This is a genomic window from Bradyrhizobium sp. MOS001 (assembly GCF_004634465.1).
In the GTDB taxonomy this organism is placed as follows: domain Bacteria; phylum Pseudomonadota; class Alphaproteobacteria; order Rhizobiales; family Xanthobacteraceae; genus Bradyrhizobium; species Bradyrhizobium barranii.
The window spans coordinates 38,269-55,487 of record NZ_SPVJ01000029.1; the positions used below are offsets into that span (position 1 = coordinate 38,269).

General features: G+C 65.7%; 12 protein-coding genes and 2 riboswitches. Of the genes, 1 reads left to right on the forward strand and 11 read right to left on the reverse strand.

Annotated elements, in window-relative coordinates; genetic code table 11:
* Positions 1 to 5 precede the first annotated feature (5 nt).
* The 8 genes from CT676_RS28345 to CT676_RS44355 form a co-directional block, all read right to left on the reverse strand.
* A complete protein-coding gene (locus CT676_RS28345) occupies positions 6 to 1,586 on the reverse strand; it encodes a hydantoinase B/oxoprolinase family protein (RefSeq protein WP_167768190.1) in 1,581 nt (526 codons plus the stop codon).
* Positions 1,583 to 3,592: a hydantoinase/oxoprolinase family protein gene (locus CT676_RS28350; protein ID WP_135215865.1), complete on the reverse strand. Its 2,010-nt coding sequence runs from the start codon at positions 3,590 to 3,592 to the stop codon at positions 1,583 to 1,585. The genes CT676_RS28345 and CT676_RS28350 overlap by 4 nt, the downstream gene beginning before the upstream one ends.
* A 425-nt stretch (positions 3,593 to 4,017) precedes the next feature.
* Positions 4,018 to 5,565, reverse strand: coding sequence for a PLP-dependent aminotransferase family protein (locus CT676_RS28355; RefSeq protein WP_135215866.1), 1,548 nt, complete (start codon positions 5,563 to 5,565; stop codon positions 4,018 to 4,020).
* A gap of 153 nt (positions 5,566 to 5,718) precedes the next feature.
* Positions 5,719 to 7,152, reverse strand: a complete 1,434-nt coding sequence (locus CT676_RS28360) for an NAD-dependent succinate-semialdehyde dehydrogenase (protein ID WP_038934240.1) — start codon at positions 7,150 to 7,152, stop codon at positions 5,719 to 5,721.
* A 179-nt stretch (positions 7,153 to 7,331) separates the two neighbouring features.
* Complete coding sequence (gene hydA, locus CT676_RS28365; RefSeq protein ID WP_135215867.1) at positions 7,332 to 8,741, reverse strand: dihydropyrimidinase; 1,410 nt, start codon at positions 8,739 to 8,741, stop codon at positions 7,332 to 7,334.
* Between the two features lie 12 nt (positions 8,742 to 8,753).
* The gene (locus CT676_RS28370) at positions 8,754 to 9,494 is read right to left on the reverse strand and encodes an aspartate/glutamate racemase family protein (protein WP_135215868.1); all 741 of its coding nucleotides are present in this window, start codon (positions 9,492 to 9,494) and stop codon (positions 8,754 to 8,756) included.
* A gap of 121 nt (positions 9,495 to 9,615) precedes the next feature.
* Positions 9,616 to 11,037, reverse strand: coding sequence for a PepSY domain-containing protein (locus tag CT676_RS28375; RefSeq protein WP_135215869.1), 1,422 nt, complete (start codon positions 11,035 to 11,037; stop codon positions 9,616 to 9,618).
* A gap of 12 nt (positions 11,038 to 11,049) precedes the next feature.
* Positions 11,050 to 13,422: a TonB-dependent receptor gene (locus tag CT676_RS44355; protein ID WP_166351663.1), complete on the reverse strand. Its 2,373-nt coding sequence runs from the start codon at positions 13,420 to 13,422 to the stop codon at positions 11,050 to 11,052.
* 114 nt (positions 13,423 to 13,536) lie between these two features.
* Positions 13,537 to 13,739, reverse strand: a riboswitch (cobalamin riboswitch).
* A 71-nt stretch (positions 13,740 to 13,810) separates the two neighbouring features.
* Here CT676_RS44355 and CT676_RS28390 point away from each other — a divergent pair.
* Positions 13,811 to 14,383, forward strand: coding sequence for a histidine phosphatase family protein (locus tag CT676_RS28390; RefSeq protein WP_135215871.1), 573 nt, complete (start codon positions 13,811 to 13,813; stop codon positions 14,381 to 14,383).
* Between the two features lie 6 nt (positions 14,384 to 14,389).
* Here CT676_RS28390 and cobT read toward each other — a convergent pair whose 3' ends face one another.
* The 3 genes from cobT to CT676_RS28405 are packed head-to-tail and all read right to left on the reverse strand — an operon-like array spanning position 14,390 to position 16,921.
* Positions 14,390 to 15,442: a nicotinate-nucleotide--dimethylbenzimidazole phosphoribosyltransferase gene (cobT, locus tag CT676_RS28395; RefSeq protein ID WP_135215872.1), complete on the reverse strand. Its 1,053-nt coding sequence runs from the start codon at positions 15,440 to 15,442 to the stop codon at positions 14,390 to 14,392.
* A gap of 10 nt (positions 15,443 to 15,452) precedes the next feature.
* Positions 15,453 to 16,202 (reverse strand): precorrin-6A synthase (deacetylating), encoded by a 750-nt coding sequence (cobF, locus tag CT676_RS28400; RefSeq protein ID WP_135215881.1) that lies wholly within the window; start codon positions 16,200 to 16,202, stop codon positions 15,453 to 15,455.
* 41 nt (positions 16,203 to 16,243) lie between these two features.
* Positions 16,244 to 16,921: an energy-coupling factor ABC transporter permease gene (locus CT676_RS28405; protein ID WP_063984424.1), complete on the reverse strand. Its 678-nt coding sequence runs from the start codon at positions 16,919 to 16,921 to the stop codon at positions 16,244 to 16,246.
* A gap of 36 nt (positions 16,922 to 16,957) precedes the next feature.
* A riboswitch (cobalamin riboswitch) is annotated at positions 16,958 to 17,176 on the reverse strand.
* Positions 17,177 to 17,219 lie beyond the last annotated feature (43 nt).

Genomic DNA, 17,219 nt, shown 5'->3' on the forward strand with positions numbered 1-17,219 from the left:
TCCCCTCACTCCGCGGCCGCGGCGCCGTAGCCGCCGCCGCCGCACATCTCGATCGTGACGAGATCGTCTTGCTGCAACACCAGGTTCGATTTTCCGTCGATCGCGACGTTCGCGCCCTGCCTGACAAGCGAGATGCGGCAGGCCTTGCCGGATTCGCCGCCCTGCATGCCGAACGGCGCAATCACCATGCGCTCGATGCAGGTGGTCAGGTGCATCGAAGGCGCGAGGATGCGATAGGTGCGAACCGAGCCGTCACCGCCGCGATGCGCCCCCGCGCCGCCGGACTGCCGGCGAATGGCCTGCTGCTCCAGGCGGATCGCGTAGCTCGCCTCGATCACCTCCACCGGCGTGTTCGACGTATTGGAGAGATGCACGCGCGTCGCCGACATGCCGGCCCGATCATGCCGCGCGCCCTCACCACCACCGTGGACCTCGTAGAGCATCTTCCACGAGCCGTTCTGCCGCGGCTCGGCAAAAAACAGCACGCCCGCCGTGGTCGCGCCACCGGCCGACAGACGCTCGGGAATGGTGTCCTGCATCGCGCGAAAAATCGCATCGACGATGCGCATGGACGTCTCGTGGTTGCCGGCGGCAACGGACGCCATCCAGCCCGGCTCCAGGATTGAGCCCGGACGTGTGATGATGGTCAAAGGCCGGAGCGCGCCCGCATTCTGATGCATGTCGCGCCCACTCATGATGCGTGCCGCATAGGCGACCGCCGAGCGCGCCATGAACGGCGTCGTGTTGCAGAAGTTCGAGACGCGGTCGCAGCTTCCGGAGAGGTCGAAGGTCGCCTCGTCGCCGCGAATGGTGATTTTCACATGGATGCGCGCAGGCGCGTTGTTGACGCTGCCGTCGTCGAGATAGTCTTCGCCCTCGTAGACGCCATCCGGCAGGTCGCGGAGCGCCTCCCGCATCTCGATCTCGGAGAGATCGTGCAGGCGCGACTGCGTCGCCATGAACACCGCCTTGCCGTGCTCGCGGCAAAGCTCGACGATGCGCTTCTCGCCGGCCTTGGTCGCGGCTATCTGGGCGAGCAGATCGCCCTCGCAGGACTCAGGATCGCGGACGTTGGCCTTGAGCAGCTGCACGATCGGCGTGTTGACGCCGGCTGACGTGGCGATCAGCACCGGCGGAATCCGCATCGCCTCCTGAAAAGTGTCGATCGCCTTCGCAAAATAGCTGCCCGGCCAGGTGCCGCCGATGTCGGGCCAGTGCGCCAGGCTCACCGCAAAGGCCACGATCTCGCCGTCGACGAAGACGGGACGCACGACCTTGACGTCGTTGAGATGATTGCCGCCGAGTGCGCCGACATTGTAGATCAGCACGTCGCCGTCATTCAGGGTCTCGACCGGCACGACCTTCAGGAGTTCCGGGATCGTGTAGGCCATCGCGCCGAGATGGATCGGGATGTCGCGGCCCTGCCCGACCAGGCCGCCGCGGCCATCCGTGATCGCGGACGACAGATCGCCGGCCTCGCGCAGCAGCGGCGAGCGCGTCGAGCGCGTCATCACCAGGCTCATTTCCTCGGCCGCGGCCGAGAGCCCGTGCCTGATAACCTCGACGACGAACGGATCGAGCTTCATGCCGCCCTCCGCGTCAGGAACAGGTTGCCGGCGGCGTCGGGTTGTGCTTGCCAGCCGGGCGGGACCACCACCGTTGACCATGCGTCCTCGATGATCGCGGGGCCGCTGACGACATCGGTCAATTTGGCGCGATCGATGATCGCGGTCGGGATATCGTGGAGGCCATCGAATGAGCAGGCTCGCTTGCCCGACGACACCGCCCTCACCGCAGTCGCCGGCCGGCTCACCACCGTCGTCGACGGGCGCCGCGCCTGCACACGCACGGATTCGATGACGCAGCTCTCGCTGGTCGCATAGCCGAACAGCTCGTGATGCCGCGCCAGAAAGTCCTTCTTCAGCTTGGTCACGTCGAGCGGCAACGTGAACGGCACCGGAATGGCATCATTCTGCGCCGCGTAGCGCATCAGCGCCACAAGCTCGACCTGGATCTCGGCCCTCGCAACGCCGTTGGCGATCAGCGGCGCCGAAGCATCGTCCATCAGCGTCCCGATCCGCTCCGACACCCGGGCGAGATCGATGCCGTCGAGAGCAGCGCGAAGAGTCTGCTGCTGAAGGAAGCTGAAATCGGCTGTGAGACAGCCCAGCGCGGAGAACGCGCTCGATGCGCTCGGCACCACGACCTCTGCAATCCCGTAGAGATCGGCAAGGCCTGCGGCATGCATCGGGCCGCCGCCGCCGAAGGCGAGCAGCGTGCAGTCGCGGCCATCGATACCGCGCTCGACCGTGACGCGGCGGAGCGCACGGGCCATCGTCGCGTTGGCGACCTTGATGATGCCGAGTGCTGTTTCGGTCAGGCTCATCCCCAGGGTGCGCGCGATCGGGTCGATGACGCGTTCCGCGGCCTTGATGTCGATGTCGATGCGGTCGCCAAGCTTGGTCTCGGGGTTGAGATAGCCGAGCACGGCATTGGCGTCGGTGATGGTCGGCTCAAGGCCGCCGCGGCCATAGCACGCCGGCCCCGGCTCGGAGCCGGCGCTCTCCGGCCCGACCGTCAGGCCGCCGGGACCGTTTCGCACGATCGATCCGCCGCCGGCCCCGATGGAATGGACCGCAAGCATCGGCTGACGCAGCGGCTTGTCGCCGAGCATGCGGCCGTCGGTCATCTCGGCCTGCCCGTCGACGATCAGGCAGACGTCCGTCGTGGTGCCGCCCATGTCGAAGGTGAGCATGCGCGATGTGCCGAGCTGGCGCGCGATACTGACCGATGCGGAGACACCGGCCGCCGGCCCCGACATCGCCATCACCAGCGGCCGCCGCTTCACGGCCGAGATCGGGACCATGGCTCCGGCCGAATGAAACACCTGCAAGCCGGGCCCGATCGGCAGCCGCTGCTCCAGCTCGCTGAGATATTCCACCGCAATCGGCATCGCGGCCGCGTTGAACACGGTCGCCGACGTCCGTTCGTATTCGCGCGCCTCGGGATTGACCTCATGCGACAGCGAGACGTGGGCGACGACGCCCCTGAGGCGCTCGCCCAGCATCTTTTCGTGGACGGGATTGGCATAGGCGTGAAGCAGCGCCACGGCGACGCTCTGTACGCCGGTCTGCTTCAGCCAGGCCACCAGGCGCCCGATCTCGGTCTCATCCAGCGCCTTCAGCACCCGGCCCTCGTGATCGAGGCGCTCGGCGAGCCCAAAACATCGTTCGGGCGGCACCAGCGGCGGCGATTTCGGCGGAATGTCGAGACGATAGAGATCGCGGCGGCGATAGCGCGCGATCTCCAGCACATCGGCGAACCCTTCGGTCGCGACCAGCGCGACCTTCGGCAGCCGGTTCTCGACGATGGCGTTGGTGACGCGCGTGGTGCCGTGCACGAAGCGCTTGACCTCCCTCTTGCGCAGGCCCACCGCCTCGATCGCCTCCAGCATCGCCTGAACCGGCGCGTCGGGGCGCGACGGCACCTTTGCGATCCGCGCCTCCGCGGAGCCGCGCCGGATGGCGATGATGTCGGTGAAGGTGCCGCCGATATCGGTGCCGACTTCCCAGTGATTTTCGGAGGAGCTCATGTGCGGGGTCAGTTACGGATGACGTCCGAACCGGACGCCGGGTGCTTGCCGTCCATCGCAACGTCCAATGCCAAACCGAGAGCGCTCATCATCATCCCCTGTCATGCCACCGCCTGCGAGCGTGCGACAGAGCGATGGGCTCGGGATAGGGCCAGAGTTGTCGCAAACCGCTAGACCAGCGCAGGACCGGCATCACGCGGTGCAACACCGGCTGCACGTTTTGGTGCAGCCATGCCCGCGCAGAGAGCACACGAACGCGAACCGTTCCATGCGACAAACGTGCAGCGCACCAAGGATTTCTCCACGCAAATCGTGACGCCCGCTGCACTGCAATCGGAGCACTCAAAAACGTCTGTCTAATTTCCAGGCGATTGAACGGCGTTGCGGGAAAGCCGCATGCCTACGAGCTATGCACGACGGTCGGCTCAGCTTCTCTTTATTGTACGAACAGTAAGAGAGGATATTGCCGGGTCGGATGGTGCGTTGCGGCGACCGCTGCCGATGCGAGCCGCGATTCTCGCAAGCAGCGGCGCGGCGTCCTCGACCCGCAGCCGCCCGTAGCCGAACACCAGGCCCTGCCGCGTCGGCTGCTCCAGAAAGTTTTGCGAGAGCGGCTGGACGTGGATGCCGGCCTGCTTCAGGACCGCGGCCGCTTCTCGGTCGCTCATGCGTGCCTGCATCGCTTCAGTGAACAGCGCCACCAGATGCAATCCGGTGACGGCGGAGGATACGGTGAGATCGTCAGGCATCAGCGCTGCGATCGCATCGATCAGTGCCTTCCGGCGCGCGGCGTAAATCCGCCGCATCCCGCGCAGATGCCGCAGCAGGTGCCCTTCCCGCATGAACTCGGCCAGCGCGAGCTGACCGATGCCGGAGGTGTGCACATCGATGCGCGCGCGGCCCTTGGAAAAGCCTTCGATGAAATGCCTGTTGGCGACGATGTAGCCGAGCCGCAAATTCGGCATCATGATCTTCGAGAACGTGCCGAAATAGATTACCCGCCCCTCGCGATCGAGCGAGCGCAGCGAGGCGATCATGCTGTCCTGGTGCCTGAACTCGGAATTGTAATCGTCCTCGATCACCCAGACGTCGTTCTTGTTGGCCCAATCGAGCAGCTCGAGCCGCCGCTCCAGCCCCATGCTGACGCCGAGCGGATATTGATGCGACGGCGTCACCACGATCAGCTTCGCACCCGGTGCGCGCCGGATTCCTTCGGAGACGACGAGGCCCTTGTCATCGACCGGAATTGGAACGAGCTTCGCACCCGCAGCCGTGAGCGCCCAGCGCGCCTCGACGAAGCCGGGCTCCTCGACCCACACCTCGTCGCCGGGATCGAGGATCATCCGGCTGCAGAAATCAAGCGCGCCCGATGTGCCTGAGGTGACGACGACCTCTTCCGGCGAGCAGACGAGCCCGCGCACCGAGCCGAGGAAGTTCGCGATCTCGCTCCGCAAGCGCGGGTGGCCTTCCGAGGGAAGATCGAGACACTCCTGCTCTCTGGGATTTAGCCAGGTCTGGCGCAGCAGGCGCGACCATTCCTTGAATGGGAAGATCGAGACGTCGGGTGCGCCGGGCGCGAACACAGACGGCCAATTGGTCTCGTAATCCAAACCAAGCAGCGATCGCCAACGCTCCGACATGTGGGCAGGCTTGCTCGCAGGCGACGTAGTGGACGGAGGCTCCGCATGCGGGGCTGCAACGGCGGCCACCATGACGCTGCCACGCGGCGTCGATTCAAGATAGCCCTCGGCGTAGAGCAGATCCCAGGCGGTCAGCACTACCGTGCGCGAGCAGCCCAGTTCGCGCGCGATATCGCGGGATCCCAGAAATTGCGTTCCGGCCGGAAAGACGCCACGCAAAATGCCATCGCGGATGTGCGCCGCGATCTGCAGATGCAGCGGCACCGCCGAATTCCGGTCGATATGCATCCCGGCAAGGGACACGCGCTTGCTCGGGTGACGGCTCTTGTCCATGTCTCGCCCGTCAGGCAACGCAGGTCCTATCCACCGTCATTCCGGGGCGCGCCGCTTGGCGCGAGCCCGGAATCCATTTTCCCTCTTTACGCGCGGCGCGATGGATTCCGGGTTCGCGCTTCGCGCGCCCCGGAATGACAACGCGACTCTTCCTTACGCGCTCGCCTGGGTCACGAACTTCGTGTTCAGGTAACCCTCGATCGCCTCGAGGCCGCCTTCGGAGCCGTAGCCGGAATCCTTGATGCCGCCGAACGGCACTTCCGGCAGCGCGAGGCCATGGTGGTTGATCGACACCATGCCGCTCTCGATATCGGAGCCGATCGCCTGCATCGTCTTGGTCGAGGTCGTGTAGGCATAGGCCGCAAGGCCGTAAGGCAGACGGTTCGCCTCGGCCACCACCTCGTCATAGCTGCGGAAGGAGGTGATCGGCGCAAGCGGTCCGAACGGCTCCTCGTTCATGATGCGGGCATCGCGCGGCACGTCGGTGATCACAGTCGGCTCGAAGAAGAAGCCTTCGTTGCCGATGCGCTTGCCACCGGCCTGCACCTTGGCCCCGCGCTGCACAGCGTCGGAGACCAGACCCTCCATCGCGTCGACGCGTCGCGGGTTCGCCAGCGGACCCATGCGGGTGTCCTTGTCGAGGCCGTTGCCGACCTTCAGGCTCTTGGCCGCGGCGACGAACTTGTCGACGAAGGGCTGATACACGCTCTCATGCACCAGGAAGCGCGTCGGCGAGACGCAGACCTGGCCGGCATTGCGGAACTTGTTGGCCGAGAGAATCTTGGCGGCGTTGTCGAGGTCCGCGTCCGCGAACACGATCGCCGGCGCGTGGCCGCCGAGCTCCATGGTGACGCGCTTCATGTGCAGGCCCGCGAGTGCGGCCAGATGCTTGCCGACCGCGGTCGAGCCCGTGAAACTGATCTTGCGGATGATCGGGTGCGGAATGAGATATTCGGACACTTCCGACGGCACGCCGAACACCAGCTGGACGACGCCGGCCGGAATGCCCGCGTCGGCATAGGCGCGCACCAGCTCCATGCAGCTTGCCGGGGTTTCTTCCGGGCCCTTGACGATGATCGAGCAGCCGGCGGCGAGCGCGGCCGAGATCTTGCGGACCGCCTGGTTGATCGGGAAATTCCAGGGCGTGAACGCGGCGACCGGGCCGACCGGCTCCTTGGTCACGAGCTGGGAGACGTTGCCCATCCGCGGCGGCACGATGCGGCCATAGGCGCGGCGGGCTTCTTCCGAGAACCAGTCGATGAGGTCGCCGGCGAGCATGGTCTCGCCCTGCGCTTCCACGACCGGCTTGCCCTGCTCCATGGTCATGACAGGCGCGATCTCGGCGGCGCGCGAGCGGATGATGTCGGCGGCCTTGCGCATCAGCTTGTAGCGGTCGAACGGCGAGGTCTTGCGCCAGATCTCGAAGCCGGCCTTGGCGGCCTCCAGCGCGCGGTCGAGGTCCTGGCGCGAGGCGTGCGGGGTCTTGCCGATCGGCTGGCCGGTGGCGGGGTTGAGGATGTCCTCCGACTTGCCGGAAGTGCCGTCGGTCCACTCGCCGGCGATGAACATCTGAACTTTCGGGTACATCCCTGGTGTCTCCTGCATGATTTCGGCGGCGATCAGCATTGGCGTCCGGTCGCCTCATAAGTGGGCGCAGAGCTACACCGAAAGGCGGCCGGCGAAAAGGGATCAATGATGTCGCAGCAGCGCGAGGATGGTATGCGCAACGGACGACATGGCGTCGTCCCGATGCAATTATTTTTCCGTCACACCAGGCTCGACTTGCCGCGGCTGAGCACCTCGCCCGCGCCCTTGTCGCCGACGATCTTGCCCTGCTCGTACACCACGCGGCCCCGCGCGATGGTGGTGACGGGCCAGCCGGTGACGTCAAAGCCTTCCCACGGCGTATAGTCGGAGCCATGGTGCAAATCGGCCTGCTGAATCGTCTTTGTCAGCTTCGGGTCCCACAGCGCGATATCGGCGTCGAAGCCGACGCCGATCGAGCCCTTGCGCGGATAGAGCCCGTAGATCCGCGCATGATTGGTCGCAGTCAGCTCGACGAATTTCTGCAAGCTGATACGCCCTTTCGACACGCCCTCGGAGAACAGGATCGGCAACCGGGTCTCGACGCCGGGGATGCCGTTCGGCACCCAGCGGAACGAGGTGCGGGAATTCGGCGTCAGCTTGCCCTTGGGGTCGTCGTAGCGGAACGGGCAGTGATCGGACGAGAAGGTCTGGAACACGCCGGTGGTGATCCCTTCCCATATCGCCTGCTGGCTTTCGGCATCGCGCGGCGGCGGCGAGCAGACATACTTTGCGCCTGACATGTCCATGTTCAGGCCTTTCATGTCGTCGGCCGTCAGCGTGATGTACTGCGGACAGGTCTCGGCATGCACCGGCAGTCCGCGCTGCTGGGCCCAGCGCACCTGCTCCATCGCCTCGCGCCCGGAGACGTGCACGATCATGATGGGGACGCCGATCACCTCGGCATGGCTGATGGCGCGATGCGTCGCCTCGCGCTCGACGGCCTGCGGCCGCGAGGTGCCGTGATAATAGGGCGCGATATGGCCCTCGCGTTCGAGCTTCGCGGTGAGGAAGCGGATCGCGTCGTAACCCTCGCAATGGACCATGACCAGCGCCTCCTCGCGGCGCGCGACGTCGAACACTTCCAGCAGCTGCTTGTCGCTGAGCACGAGGTCGTCATAAGTCATGAACACCTTGAACGAGGTGTAGCCATCCTTGACGAGAGCCGGCAGCTCCTGCCCGAGTACGACTGCGGTGGGGTCGGAGATGATGAGGTGGAAGGCGGTATCGATGTAGCATTCGCCCTCGGCGAGCTTGCGGTAGTTCTCGACGCAGGTGCGCAGCGACGTGCCCTTCTCCTGGAGCGCGAAGGGCAGCACCATGGTGTTGCCGCCGGCCGCCGCGGCGCGCGTTGCCGAAGCAAAATCGTCGGCCATCACCACGTCGGGGCCGGAGGCCTGGGAGATGTGGACGTGGCTGTCGATCCCGCCCGGCAGCGCCAGCAGACCTGTCGCGTCGATCTCGCGCGCCGCACCTTCAATGCGGTCGGCGATGCTGACGATGCGTCCGTCGCGAATGCCGATATCGGCGCGAAACTCGTCGCTGGCCGTCACGATGGTGCCGCCGCGAATGGCGAGATCGAGCTGCGTCACAGGAGGGCTCCGTCAGTTGATGATCGCTGATGTCTGGAAGATCCGGCCCCACGCCGCAAGGGCCGCGATGTCGCCGCCGGCGAGTTCGAGTGTCCGCCAGAGCGTGACCGCGACCGAGTCCAGCACGGCGATACCCAACTCCCGTTCGAGCGAGGCAGCCAGCGCGGCGCCGTCGAGATTGGTGCAGAGAATGACGACGGCATCGGCACCGTCCGCCGCGACCGCGCGGATCATGTCGGCGATCGTCGCGGGCGTGACCTCACCGAAGGAAAAGTTATCGCGCAGGCCGAGATGCCGCTCGGCGTGAGGGGCGATCCCCTCCTCGGCCCAGACATCGCCGATACGCCGTTGCACGTCGTCCGTATAGGGGGAGACCAGGCCGACGCGTCCGGCGCCGAGCGCGCGGACGGCGTCGATGCAGGCGAGCGTGGAGGTCGTCGCCGGGATATCGGTCCGCGCCGCGATCGCTTCGCACAGGCTCCGGTCGCGGCCGATACCGAGCCAGCTTGCCGACGTGCCGTTCCAGGCAATGGCATCGACCCTGGCGTCCGCCAGCAGATCCGCCGCCGGCAGCATCACCGAGGCATCGAACTGGTTCAGCGCCGCGGCATCGAGCGCGATCTCGGTAACGCGGAAGCGCGAGAAATGAGCGGTGACGCCGGCCACGCCATGCAGCATGGAACTGGTGACGGGCTCCAGCACCGAGTTGGACGACGGGGTCATCATGCCGAGGCGCTTGCGCTGAATTGACATCGATCACGATCGCCCCATTGAGAGAGCGCACCGCTGCGCCCCCTCGGACGATCATCCGCGCCTGCCATCGCCCGCGCAACCCGCAATCTGCATGGCGCATATGATTTGTTCGATACGCAGCTCAAGCCGCGAAGGTCGACCGCAAGCGCCGCCAGCCGATCACGATGCCGGTGACGGAAAATGCCAGCCCGAGCAAGCAGAGCCCGACGACCAGGATATCGCGCAGACGCGGATGCGCCATGAGAACGGGAAAATCGAGCGTGTGAAGCGCGCTATAGAACCAGCGATAGGCGCGCCGTGAGGCATCCAGTCTTTGCAGCACGCGGCCGTCGGCACCGTCGATGTCGAACCAGAGGTCGCCGCATCGGGAGCGATAGACGGGCGCTCCGGGGACAACGGAGTACGCGGGATAATCGTCATTGTCGGCAAGAACGGACGAGTCGCCACAGCCCGGCGCAAGGCGCGTCGTCAGGTCATGGACATCCTTCTCGCCGAGGAATGCCACCTGCCGGCTGCGGATCGCCTCCCCCGCTTTGGTCAAGGTCTGACTGGCGAGGCCGGTCCGGTCGCGCCGGTAGACAACACCGTTGACGGCGAACCATTCGACTTCGCGAGCCGACGGCTGACCGAACGATGGGGCCGTCGTCCAGTCAGGCGCGGCATACACCACGCCCGCTTCGGTCGGGGTCAGCTCCCCGCGCGAGAACAGCCGGCCGTGATCCATCGAGAGCCAGCCACTGAAACTCCAGGTCAGCACGAAAACGGTCGCGACGAGACCAATGATGTGATGCAGTGCGTGCCAGCCGCGATAAGGCGACGAGACCCGACGCCCTCGAATCCTGATCCTAATAATTCCGAGCACCGCGCCGAGCGTCGCGGCGATAAAGGCCACCAGCGACAATGTCGAGACCACCTGATCCCAAAGGGACCAGTTGCTCCTCAGGACTGTCGGATAGATCCAGTGCAGGACGCTGCCGGCCCAATTCCACCCGCGCTCGCTGCGGGTCGTATCCAGCACGACTTCGCCGGTGCGCGAGGAGACATAGACCTCGGTTCCGGCCGCATCGCCAAGAGCGACGCGCAACAGAGGCCGGTGTCGATCAAAGCCGTTCGGCACGCTCCATTGATCATAATCCGCGCCCGAAATCATCGCCGCCCGCGCGGCATCGAGCCCGCGTTGCCGGGCATGATCCCGCGCGATACCGACCGCGACGTCGGCCGACGTCACCGATGCATCCCGTCCGTCGGAGGCATGGATCGCGGCCACACGCGATGGGTCCGACACGACATAAACCGGCCCGTCGCTCCGCTGGACCAGGCGAACGCGCGTGGCGTCCGCTATCCCGCTCGCGGCGACGGCATCCGCGACCGCAATCCTCACCTCTCCGCCAGCCACCGGCGCGAGCCCGGAAAAACGTTCCGCTTCCGTCAATGACGGAAACGGGACGAAGTGCATCACGATTCCGCTCGCGAACCACATCGCGAACAGCAGGCAGAACGCGATCCCGAGCCAGCGATGCAGCAGCACGATCGCGTTCATCATGTGGTCAGCGCCCTACCATTTGAACGCGGCCGAGAGCTCATAGGTCCTGGGCGCACCGAGCAGGATCTGGTCGGGATAGAACGGATCGCCCCAGATCGCGTAGCGCTTGTCGGTGATGTTGCGCACGCGGAAGCCCAGACGGGCCTGGTCGACCGCGTTGAACACCGTCTTCGGGATGTCGACGAAGGCGTAGACGTCGGCGACGGTGTAGGCCTTCATCGTCACGACGTTGGCATCGGTGTTGTAGCGGTCGCCGACATAGCGGCCCGTGATGCCGAGCTCCACCGGCCAGGGCGTGAAGAACCGGTACGACGCACCGGCATTGGCCACGACACGCGGCACGTTCGGCGGCGTGTTGCCGGAGAACGAACCACCGGCAAAATTGTAGTCGGCATAGCGTGCATCGACATAGGCGATGTTGCCCCAGAGCCGCAGGGGATCGATCGGGCGTACGGCCGCGGCGAGCTCGACGCCCTTCGACTCCTGCCGTCCCGCGATGTTGAGCTGCATGCCGCCAGCCGCCGCATAGACGTTCTTGCGCTCGATATCGTAGGCCGAGAACGACCATTCCGCCCTGTTGTTCCACAACAGATGCTTGACGCCCGTCTCATAGGTGCGCGAGGTCGTCAGGTCGAGCGGCTGGGCTGGCCCAAGCAGGAAGATGTTGTTGGCCGAGACGTCCGCGCCGGTCGCGTACTGGCTGAAGAAGGTCAGGCCGGGCACGGCGTCCCAGGTGTAGCCGATACGCCCCGTCGTCGGGACCCAGGACTTCGAGAACGGGAAGCTCGCCTTTTCCAGCCCGGCGGCGTCGGTCGAGTTGCGGTCAAGCCCGATATGCTCGACGCGAAGGCCGCCGACCAGCGCGAAGGTTCGCGTGAGCTTCACCCGGTCCTCGAACGACAGCGCCTCGTTGTCGATGCGCGCGGTCTGCTGCTGCGTCGTGAGCAGGCCGTAAAGGCCACGGTCGGGATTGACGAGCGAGACGTAATCGTCCGGGAAGTTGGCCGCGCCTGGCCTGACGAAATCGAGATAGCTGGACGAAAGTGTCGTGACCAGGCGGTTGTCGAAGCCTGCGATATTAGCGTCCCAAATCAGGTCGGTAATGTTGCCGACAAGGCGTTGGCTATGTGCAACATAGAAGCGCTCGCGATCGACCATGTTCGAGTTGGGCAGGCCCGTACTGGCATTGAAAGCCTCGATCTCGTTGTTGAACCAGGTACGCTCCGCGCCATAGGCATAGGCTTGGCTCTTCAGCGTCAGGTCAGGCGCCAGCTTCAGTTCGAAGCCGCCGCGCAGCCACACCTCTTGTGCCACGTTGCGGTTGTCGAGAACGTTGTAATTGGTGTTGAAGGTACGATCGTCGATCGTGATCGCACCGAGATTCGTTTTGTTGAAGTTCGAGACGTAATTGCCCGAAACAATGCCGCTCGTCGCATGCGAGCCGCTGAAGGCGATCGGTACCAGCGGTGCGCCCCAATAGGCCTTCGAGCGATCTTCCCGGTACTCGATCGCGCCCCAGATCTTGAGGCTGTCGGAGATGCGGTAATTGAGCTGGCCAGACACATCCAACGTCTTGGTATTGGTGTCGTCGGCAAAGCCATTGAGCGAGGCGCGGCTGATGTCGAAGCGGTAGTCGAGCCCCTGCACGTTGGTGCTGCCGCCCGAGCCGTAATGGACGCCGAACGAGTTGAGCGAGTCCCAGGAAAAGTCAGCTTCATTCCGGATCGGTCCGGTGTGTGGCTGCTTCGTGATCAAGTTGATTGCGCCACCGGCGGCACCTTCGCCCGACATCAGCGAGGCCGGACCTTTCAAAAATTCCACGGCTGCGAGATTGGCCGTATCCGTGATCCGCGAGGTCATGTTCTGCGGACCGATCTTGATGCCGTTGTAGAGCATGTTGATCTGGCTGTTGGTGAAGCCACGCATGGAGAAAGCCGCGGGCTCGGCCGGATTGTCGCCGGAGGTGACACCGACCGCGCCCTGCGCAACCTCCGACACGGTGCGATAGCCCTGCTCCCGCATGGTCTCGGCCGAGATGACTTCGACGGTCGCGGGTGTCTCCTGCACGGTCAGGCCGAGGCGCGAGGCGCTCTCGGCAACCACATTGGTGTTGAGCGGCGTCTGCGCCGCCGCGGTCGGCACGACGGGCTTGGCCGCGGCCGATGCGGCCGCTGGCCTGCGCGATGCCGCGCGGCGTGGGCTCTGCGCGTCCCGGGCCGCCGGCTTTGCCGGTTTGCGGGATTGGGCGGGCGACACCTCGACCGGCGGCAGCGGCTCGCGGGCCTGCTGCGCCAGCGCTGCGGGCAGATCGGCGACTGCAAATGAAGTAAGCGCGGCGGAAGCGAGCAGGAAGCAACGCGGTCGTACAAGACGAATGGAAGACACAGTTCGGGACCTCGGTATGACGTCAGTGGCACGTCACAGCGAACCAGGTCCCACCTCCGGCCTTTGAGCCTTCCGATGAAGCCGAATGTCTGTACTCCCCGACCGACATCTTCGCGTGTGACCACGGCTGACGGCAGGTCTCCTGGCTCGCGGGTCAGTACCTTGCATCGCCTTCCCGGGACCGAGATACCCAGTGGCTCGTGACGCAAGATTCGCCGCTTACAGTTGCGGGGGCAGCCGCGGCATTGGGGACAAAATCCCCGCACCGCATTCCCTTTTCATCCCCACTCGGGGAAACCGTCAAAGCCATCTAGGATTACCGACAAGACAGAGTCAATGTGCCGCTGCGACGTTATTACCACAGCGACCAACTTCCTTGGAGATAGGCATGGAAGGCGAGACCTTCCTCTGGCTGATACGGCATGCGCCCGTCGACGGCGTCAAAGGGACGATCCACGCGGCCGACGCGCCCGCCGATCTCGGCGATCGCGTGCAACTGGAGGCGTTGCGGCAGAGGCTTCCGCCAGATGCTGCGAGCTTGGTGAGCCCGGCGCGACGTACGGTTGAGACGGCGCGCGCGCTGGGACTCGAACCCGCGTTGGTGCCCGAATTTGGCGAGCAGGATTTTGGCGACTGGACCGGCCGGCGGCATGACGAACTCGCTGCGACCGGCGGGGAGACCTATGCGCAGTTCTGGAGCGATCCGGCGCACGGTCGGCCGCCGGGCGGCGAAAGTTTTGAGGATCAGGTCGCGCGTGTCCGGCTGGGTCTCGCGCAAATCGGCGCCGGCTCGGCAACGCTCGTCGTTCACTCCGGCACCATCCGCGCCGCGCTCTGCATTGCGCTGGATCTGACACCACAAGCGGCCCTGCGCTTCGTGATCGATCCGTTGTCACTGACCCGGATCGACCGGCTCGCCACCGGCTGGCGCGTCGTCGCGGTCAATCAGCGCGCGGCTTGAGCTAGATCAGGCCGGGCGATCCGGCACGTTGGCCTGCGCGAAGGTCGCCATGCCGTTGTGAAGGCTGCACGCGAGCCGCACCAGCGGCAGCGCGATGGCCGCCCCCGATCCTTCGCCGAGCCTGAGATCGAGGCTGATCAACGGCTGCACGTTCAGCGCACGCAGCACCAGCCGATGTCCCTGCTCCGCCGATTGATGCGACGGCAGCAGGAATGGCTGGCACGACGGGTTCAGCCGCACCGCCGCCAGCGCTGCCACGGATACGATGAAGCCATCGATCAACACGGGAATGCGGGCTTGCGCAGCAGCAATGATGGCGCCGCAAATCGCCGCGATCTCGAGGCCGCCGACCGCGCACAGAATTTGTTCCGGCGAAGCGCCCGCAACGCCGTAACGCGCGATCGCAGCGTCGATCACGCGCGCCTTGTGCGCGCGGCCGGCCGCGTCGACGCCGGTACCGCAGCCCGCGATCTCCTCGGCACTGATGCCGAGCAGGCTCGCCGCAATCGCCGCCGACGTCGTGGTATTGCCGATGCCCATCTCGCCGAAGATCAGGAGATCGGGCCTGCTGGCTTCTGCGCGCGCGACTGCGCGCTGACCGGCTTCGAAGGCGAATGCCAGCTCCGTGGGGGGGAGCGCTGCTTCCACGCTGAAGTCGCGCGTGCCGCTGCGCGGCTTGTCAGTGACGATTCCTGCCATCTCCTCCTGCGCCAGCGTACCGGCGTCGACGACCTCAAGGTTTGAGCCAAGCTCACGCGCCAGCACCGAGATCGCGGCACCGCCCGAGGCAAAATTCGCCATCATCGCGATGGTCACTCCTTGCGGATAGGCCGACACGCCCTGCGCGACGATGCCGTGATCGCCGGCGAAGACGATGATCGGCACTCGCGCGGCGCGCGGCTGCTCGGTCGCCTGGAGGCCCGCAAGCTCGACCGCAAGCTGCTCCAGCCGGCCGAGCGCGCCGGCCGGTTTTGTGAGTTGCGCCTGACGCGCGAGCGCCGCCTCGCGGTGGACAGCGGAGACATCGGGGCATTTCCGGGTGACCCATTCAGGGAGCATGCTGCCTCGCTTACGGCCGGCGCTTGAGAATGTAGCTGTCCATGATCCAGCCATGCCGTTCGCGCGCATCCTGTCGCGCGGCGACGATGTGCGGGGCGATCTCGGCCAGAACGCCCGACATGACGATCTGATCGGGCATGCCGAGATAGGCGCCCCACCAGATGTGCAGCCCCGCAGGATCGAGCGACTGGAACGCCGTGCCGCCGTCGAGCATCACCACCACGGTATCGACGCCCTGCGGCCAGCCACCCTCGCGCAAGCGGCGCCCCGTCGTGACGAGGAAGGGCTCGCCGATGTCGTTGAGCGGCAGCGCATGCGCCGCGCACAGCGCCTGGATCGAAGTGATGCCGGGCACGACGTCGATATCAGGCAAGGGATCGAGCCGCCGCGCAATGCGCAGCGACGAATCATACAGTGAGGGATCGCCCCAGATCAGCAGCGCGACTTTGCCATCATCACCGAGATGGCTGGCGATCGTCTGCGACCAGGCCGCGGCCACGGCCTCGTGCCAATCGTCCACGCCCTTGTGATAATCCGCTTCACCGGCATCGCGCACGGGAAGATCGAACTCGGCAATGCGTGTCGTTTGATTGGTGAGCACATCCGCGCAGATCGTCCGCCTGAGATCTGCGAGATCGGACTTCGCCGTCCCCTTGCGCGGGATCAGGATGAGATCGGCCGCGTTGATGGCTTGAACGGCGGCGCGCGTGAGCTGCTCGGGATCGCCGCAACCGATGCCTATCAGGGAGAGCGTGAGCATCGCGCGTTCAGGGGCGGCCATGACGGCCGCCCCTTTGTCTCTTAAGCCGCGTTGTGCAGGCGCGGCGTGACGAGACCGGGCGCGGTGACGCCACGCAGCGATTTTGCCAGTGCCAGCACACCGAGGTCGGCCAGCGGCTCGATCACTATGACGAGCGCGTAGGAGGCCGCGAAGGTCGCGATGTTGACGAGGTTGGTCGCACCGAAGCCCGAGCCATAGAGCGCCCAGAACGCAACCCAGGCGATGACGCCGGCCTGATACGTGGTCGACAGCGCCAGCGCCTGCCGATACCTGAGATCGACATAGGCGGTGTTGCGGGCAATGATCCGCGCGGCGATCGCCTGGATCCCGAACAGCGGCACCAGCAGCGTGGTGACGTTCATGCCGAATTGCGGCAGATCGGGCGGCTCGAAGAAGATGCCCTGGAACAACAGTCCGAACGCAAGGCCGAAGGCCGCGGGCGCCGCCCCAAACAGCAGGAACAGGGTCGAGCCAAGGATGAAGTGCACCTCGGAGACGCCGACCGGGAAGTGCGGCAGGATCTCGAAGAAGACGAACACGAGGCCCGTGGTGGCGAGCGTCCGCGCCGCGAACGACGTGATGCCCTGCTCGCGCACGGTCTCGACCGCGAGCTTCAGCGCAACGCCGCCGACGGCGATGCCGGTTGCGTAACTCAACACGAGCTTGGCGCCCGATACAACTCCGGGTTCGATATGCATGGTTCAGTTCCTTCCTGCCGTCACACCCGACGGCCTTGGCCACAAAACATGCACGGCCGGTCTCCTGGCTCGCGGTTCACTGGGGTTCTCCGGCCTTCCCGGGCCTTGCGGCCCAGTGGCTGATCGGAGTCCCTCACCGCTTACAGTCGCGGGGGCGGCTGGGGTTTTGGGCGGCGCAACTGTCCGCCCACCCCCATTCCCGATTATGCTCTGGCGGCTTGCACCACCCCGAGCACCATGCGTCTCCTGTGTGCCCCTTTCGCCAGCCGGGCGTCAAGGGGCGAAGGGCGGCCGGGAC

What these genes read in the sequence shown, in the direction of transcription:
- CT676_RS28345 (WP_167768190.1), bottom strand. Translation starts at nt 1,586, where the DNA reads ATGAAGCTCGATCCGTTCGTCGTCGAGGTTATCAGGCACGGGCTCTCG.
- CT676_RS28350 (WP_135215865.1), bottom strand. Translation starts at nt 3,592, where the DNA reads ATGAGCTCCTCCGAAAATCACTGGGAAGTCGGCACCGATATCGGCGGC.
- CT676_RS28355 (WP_135215866.1), bottom strand. Translation starts at nt 5,565, where the DNA reads ATGGACAAGAGCCGTCACCCGAGCAAGCGCGTGTCCCTTGCCGGGATG.
- CT676_RS28360 (WP_038934240.1), bottom strand. Translation starts at nt 7,152, where the DNA reads ATGTACCCGAAAGTTCAGATGTTCATCGCCGGCGAGTGGACCGACGGC.
- CT676_RS28370 (WP_135215868.1), bottom strand. Translation starts at nt 9,494, where the DNA reads ATGTCAATTCAGCGCAAGCGCCTCGGCATGATGACCCCGTCGTCCAAC.
- CT676_RS28375 (WP_135215869.1), bottom strand. Translation starts at nt 11,037, where the DNA reads ATGATGAACGCGATCGTGCTGCTGCATCGCTGGCTCGGGATCGCGTTC.
- CT676_RS28390 (WP_135215871.1), top strand. Translation starts at nt 13,811, where the DNA reads ATGGAAGGCGAGACCTTCCTCTGGCTGATACGGCATGCGCCCGTCGAC.
- cobT (WP_135215872.1), bottom strand. Translation starts at nt 15,442, where the DNA reads ATGCTCCCTGAATGGGTCACCCGGAAATGCCCCGATGTCTCCGCTGTC.
- cobF (WP_135215881.1), bottom strand. Translation starts at nt 16,202, where the DNA reads ATGCTCACGCTCTCCCTGATAGGCATCGGTTGCGGCGATCCCGAGCAG.
- CT676_RS28405 (WP_063984424.1), bottom strand. Translation starts at nt 16,921, where the DNA reads ATGCATATCGAACCCGGAGTTGTATCGGGCGCCAAGCTCGTGTTGAGT.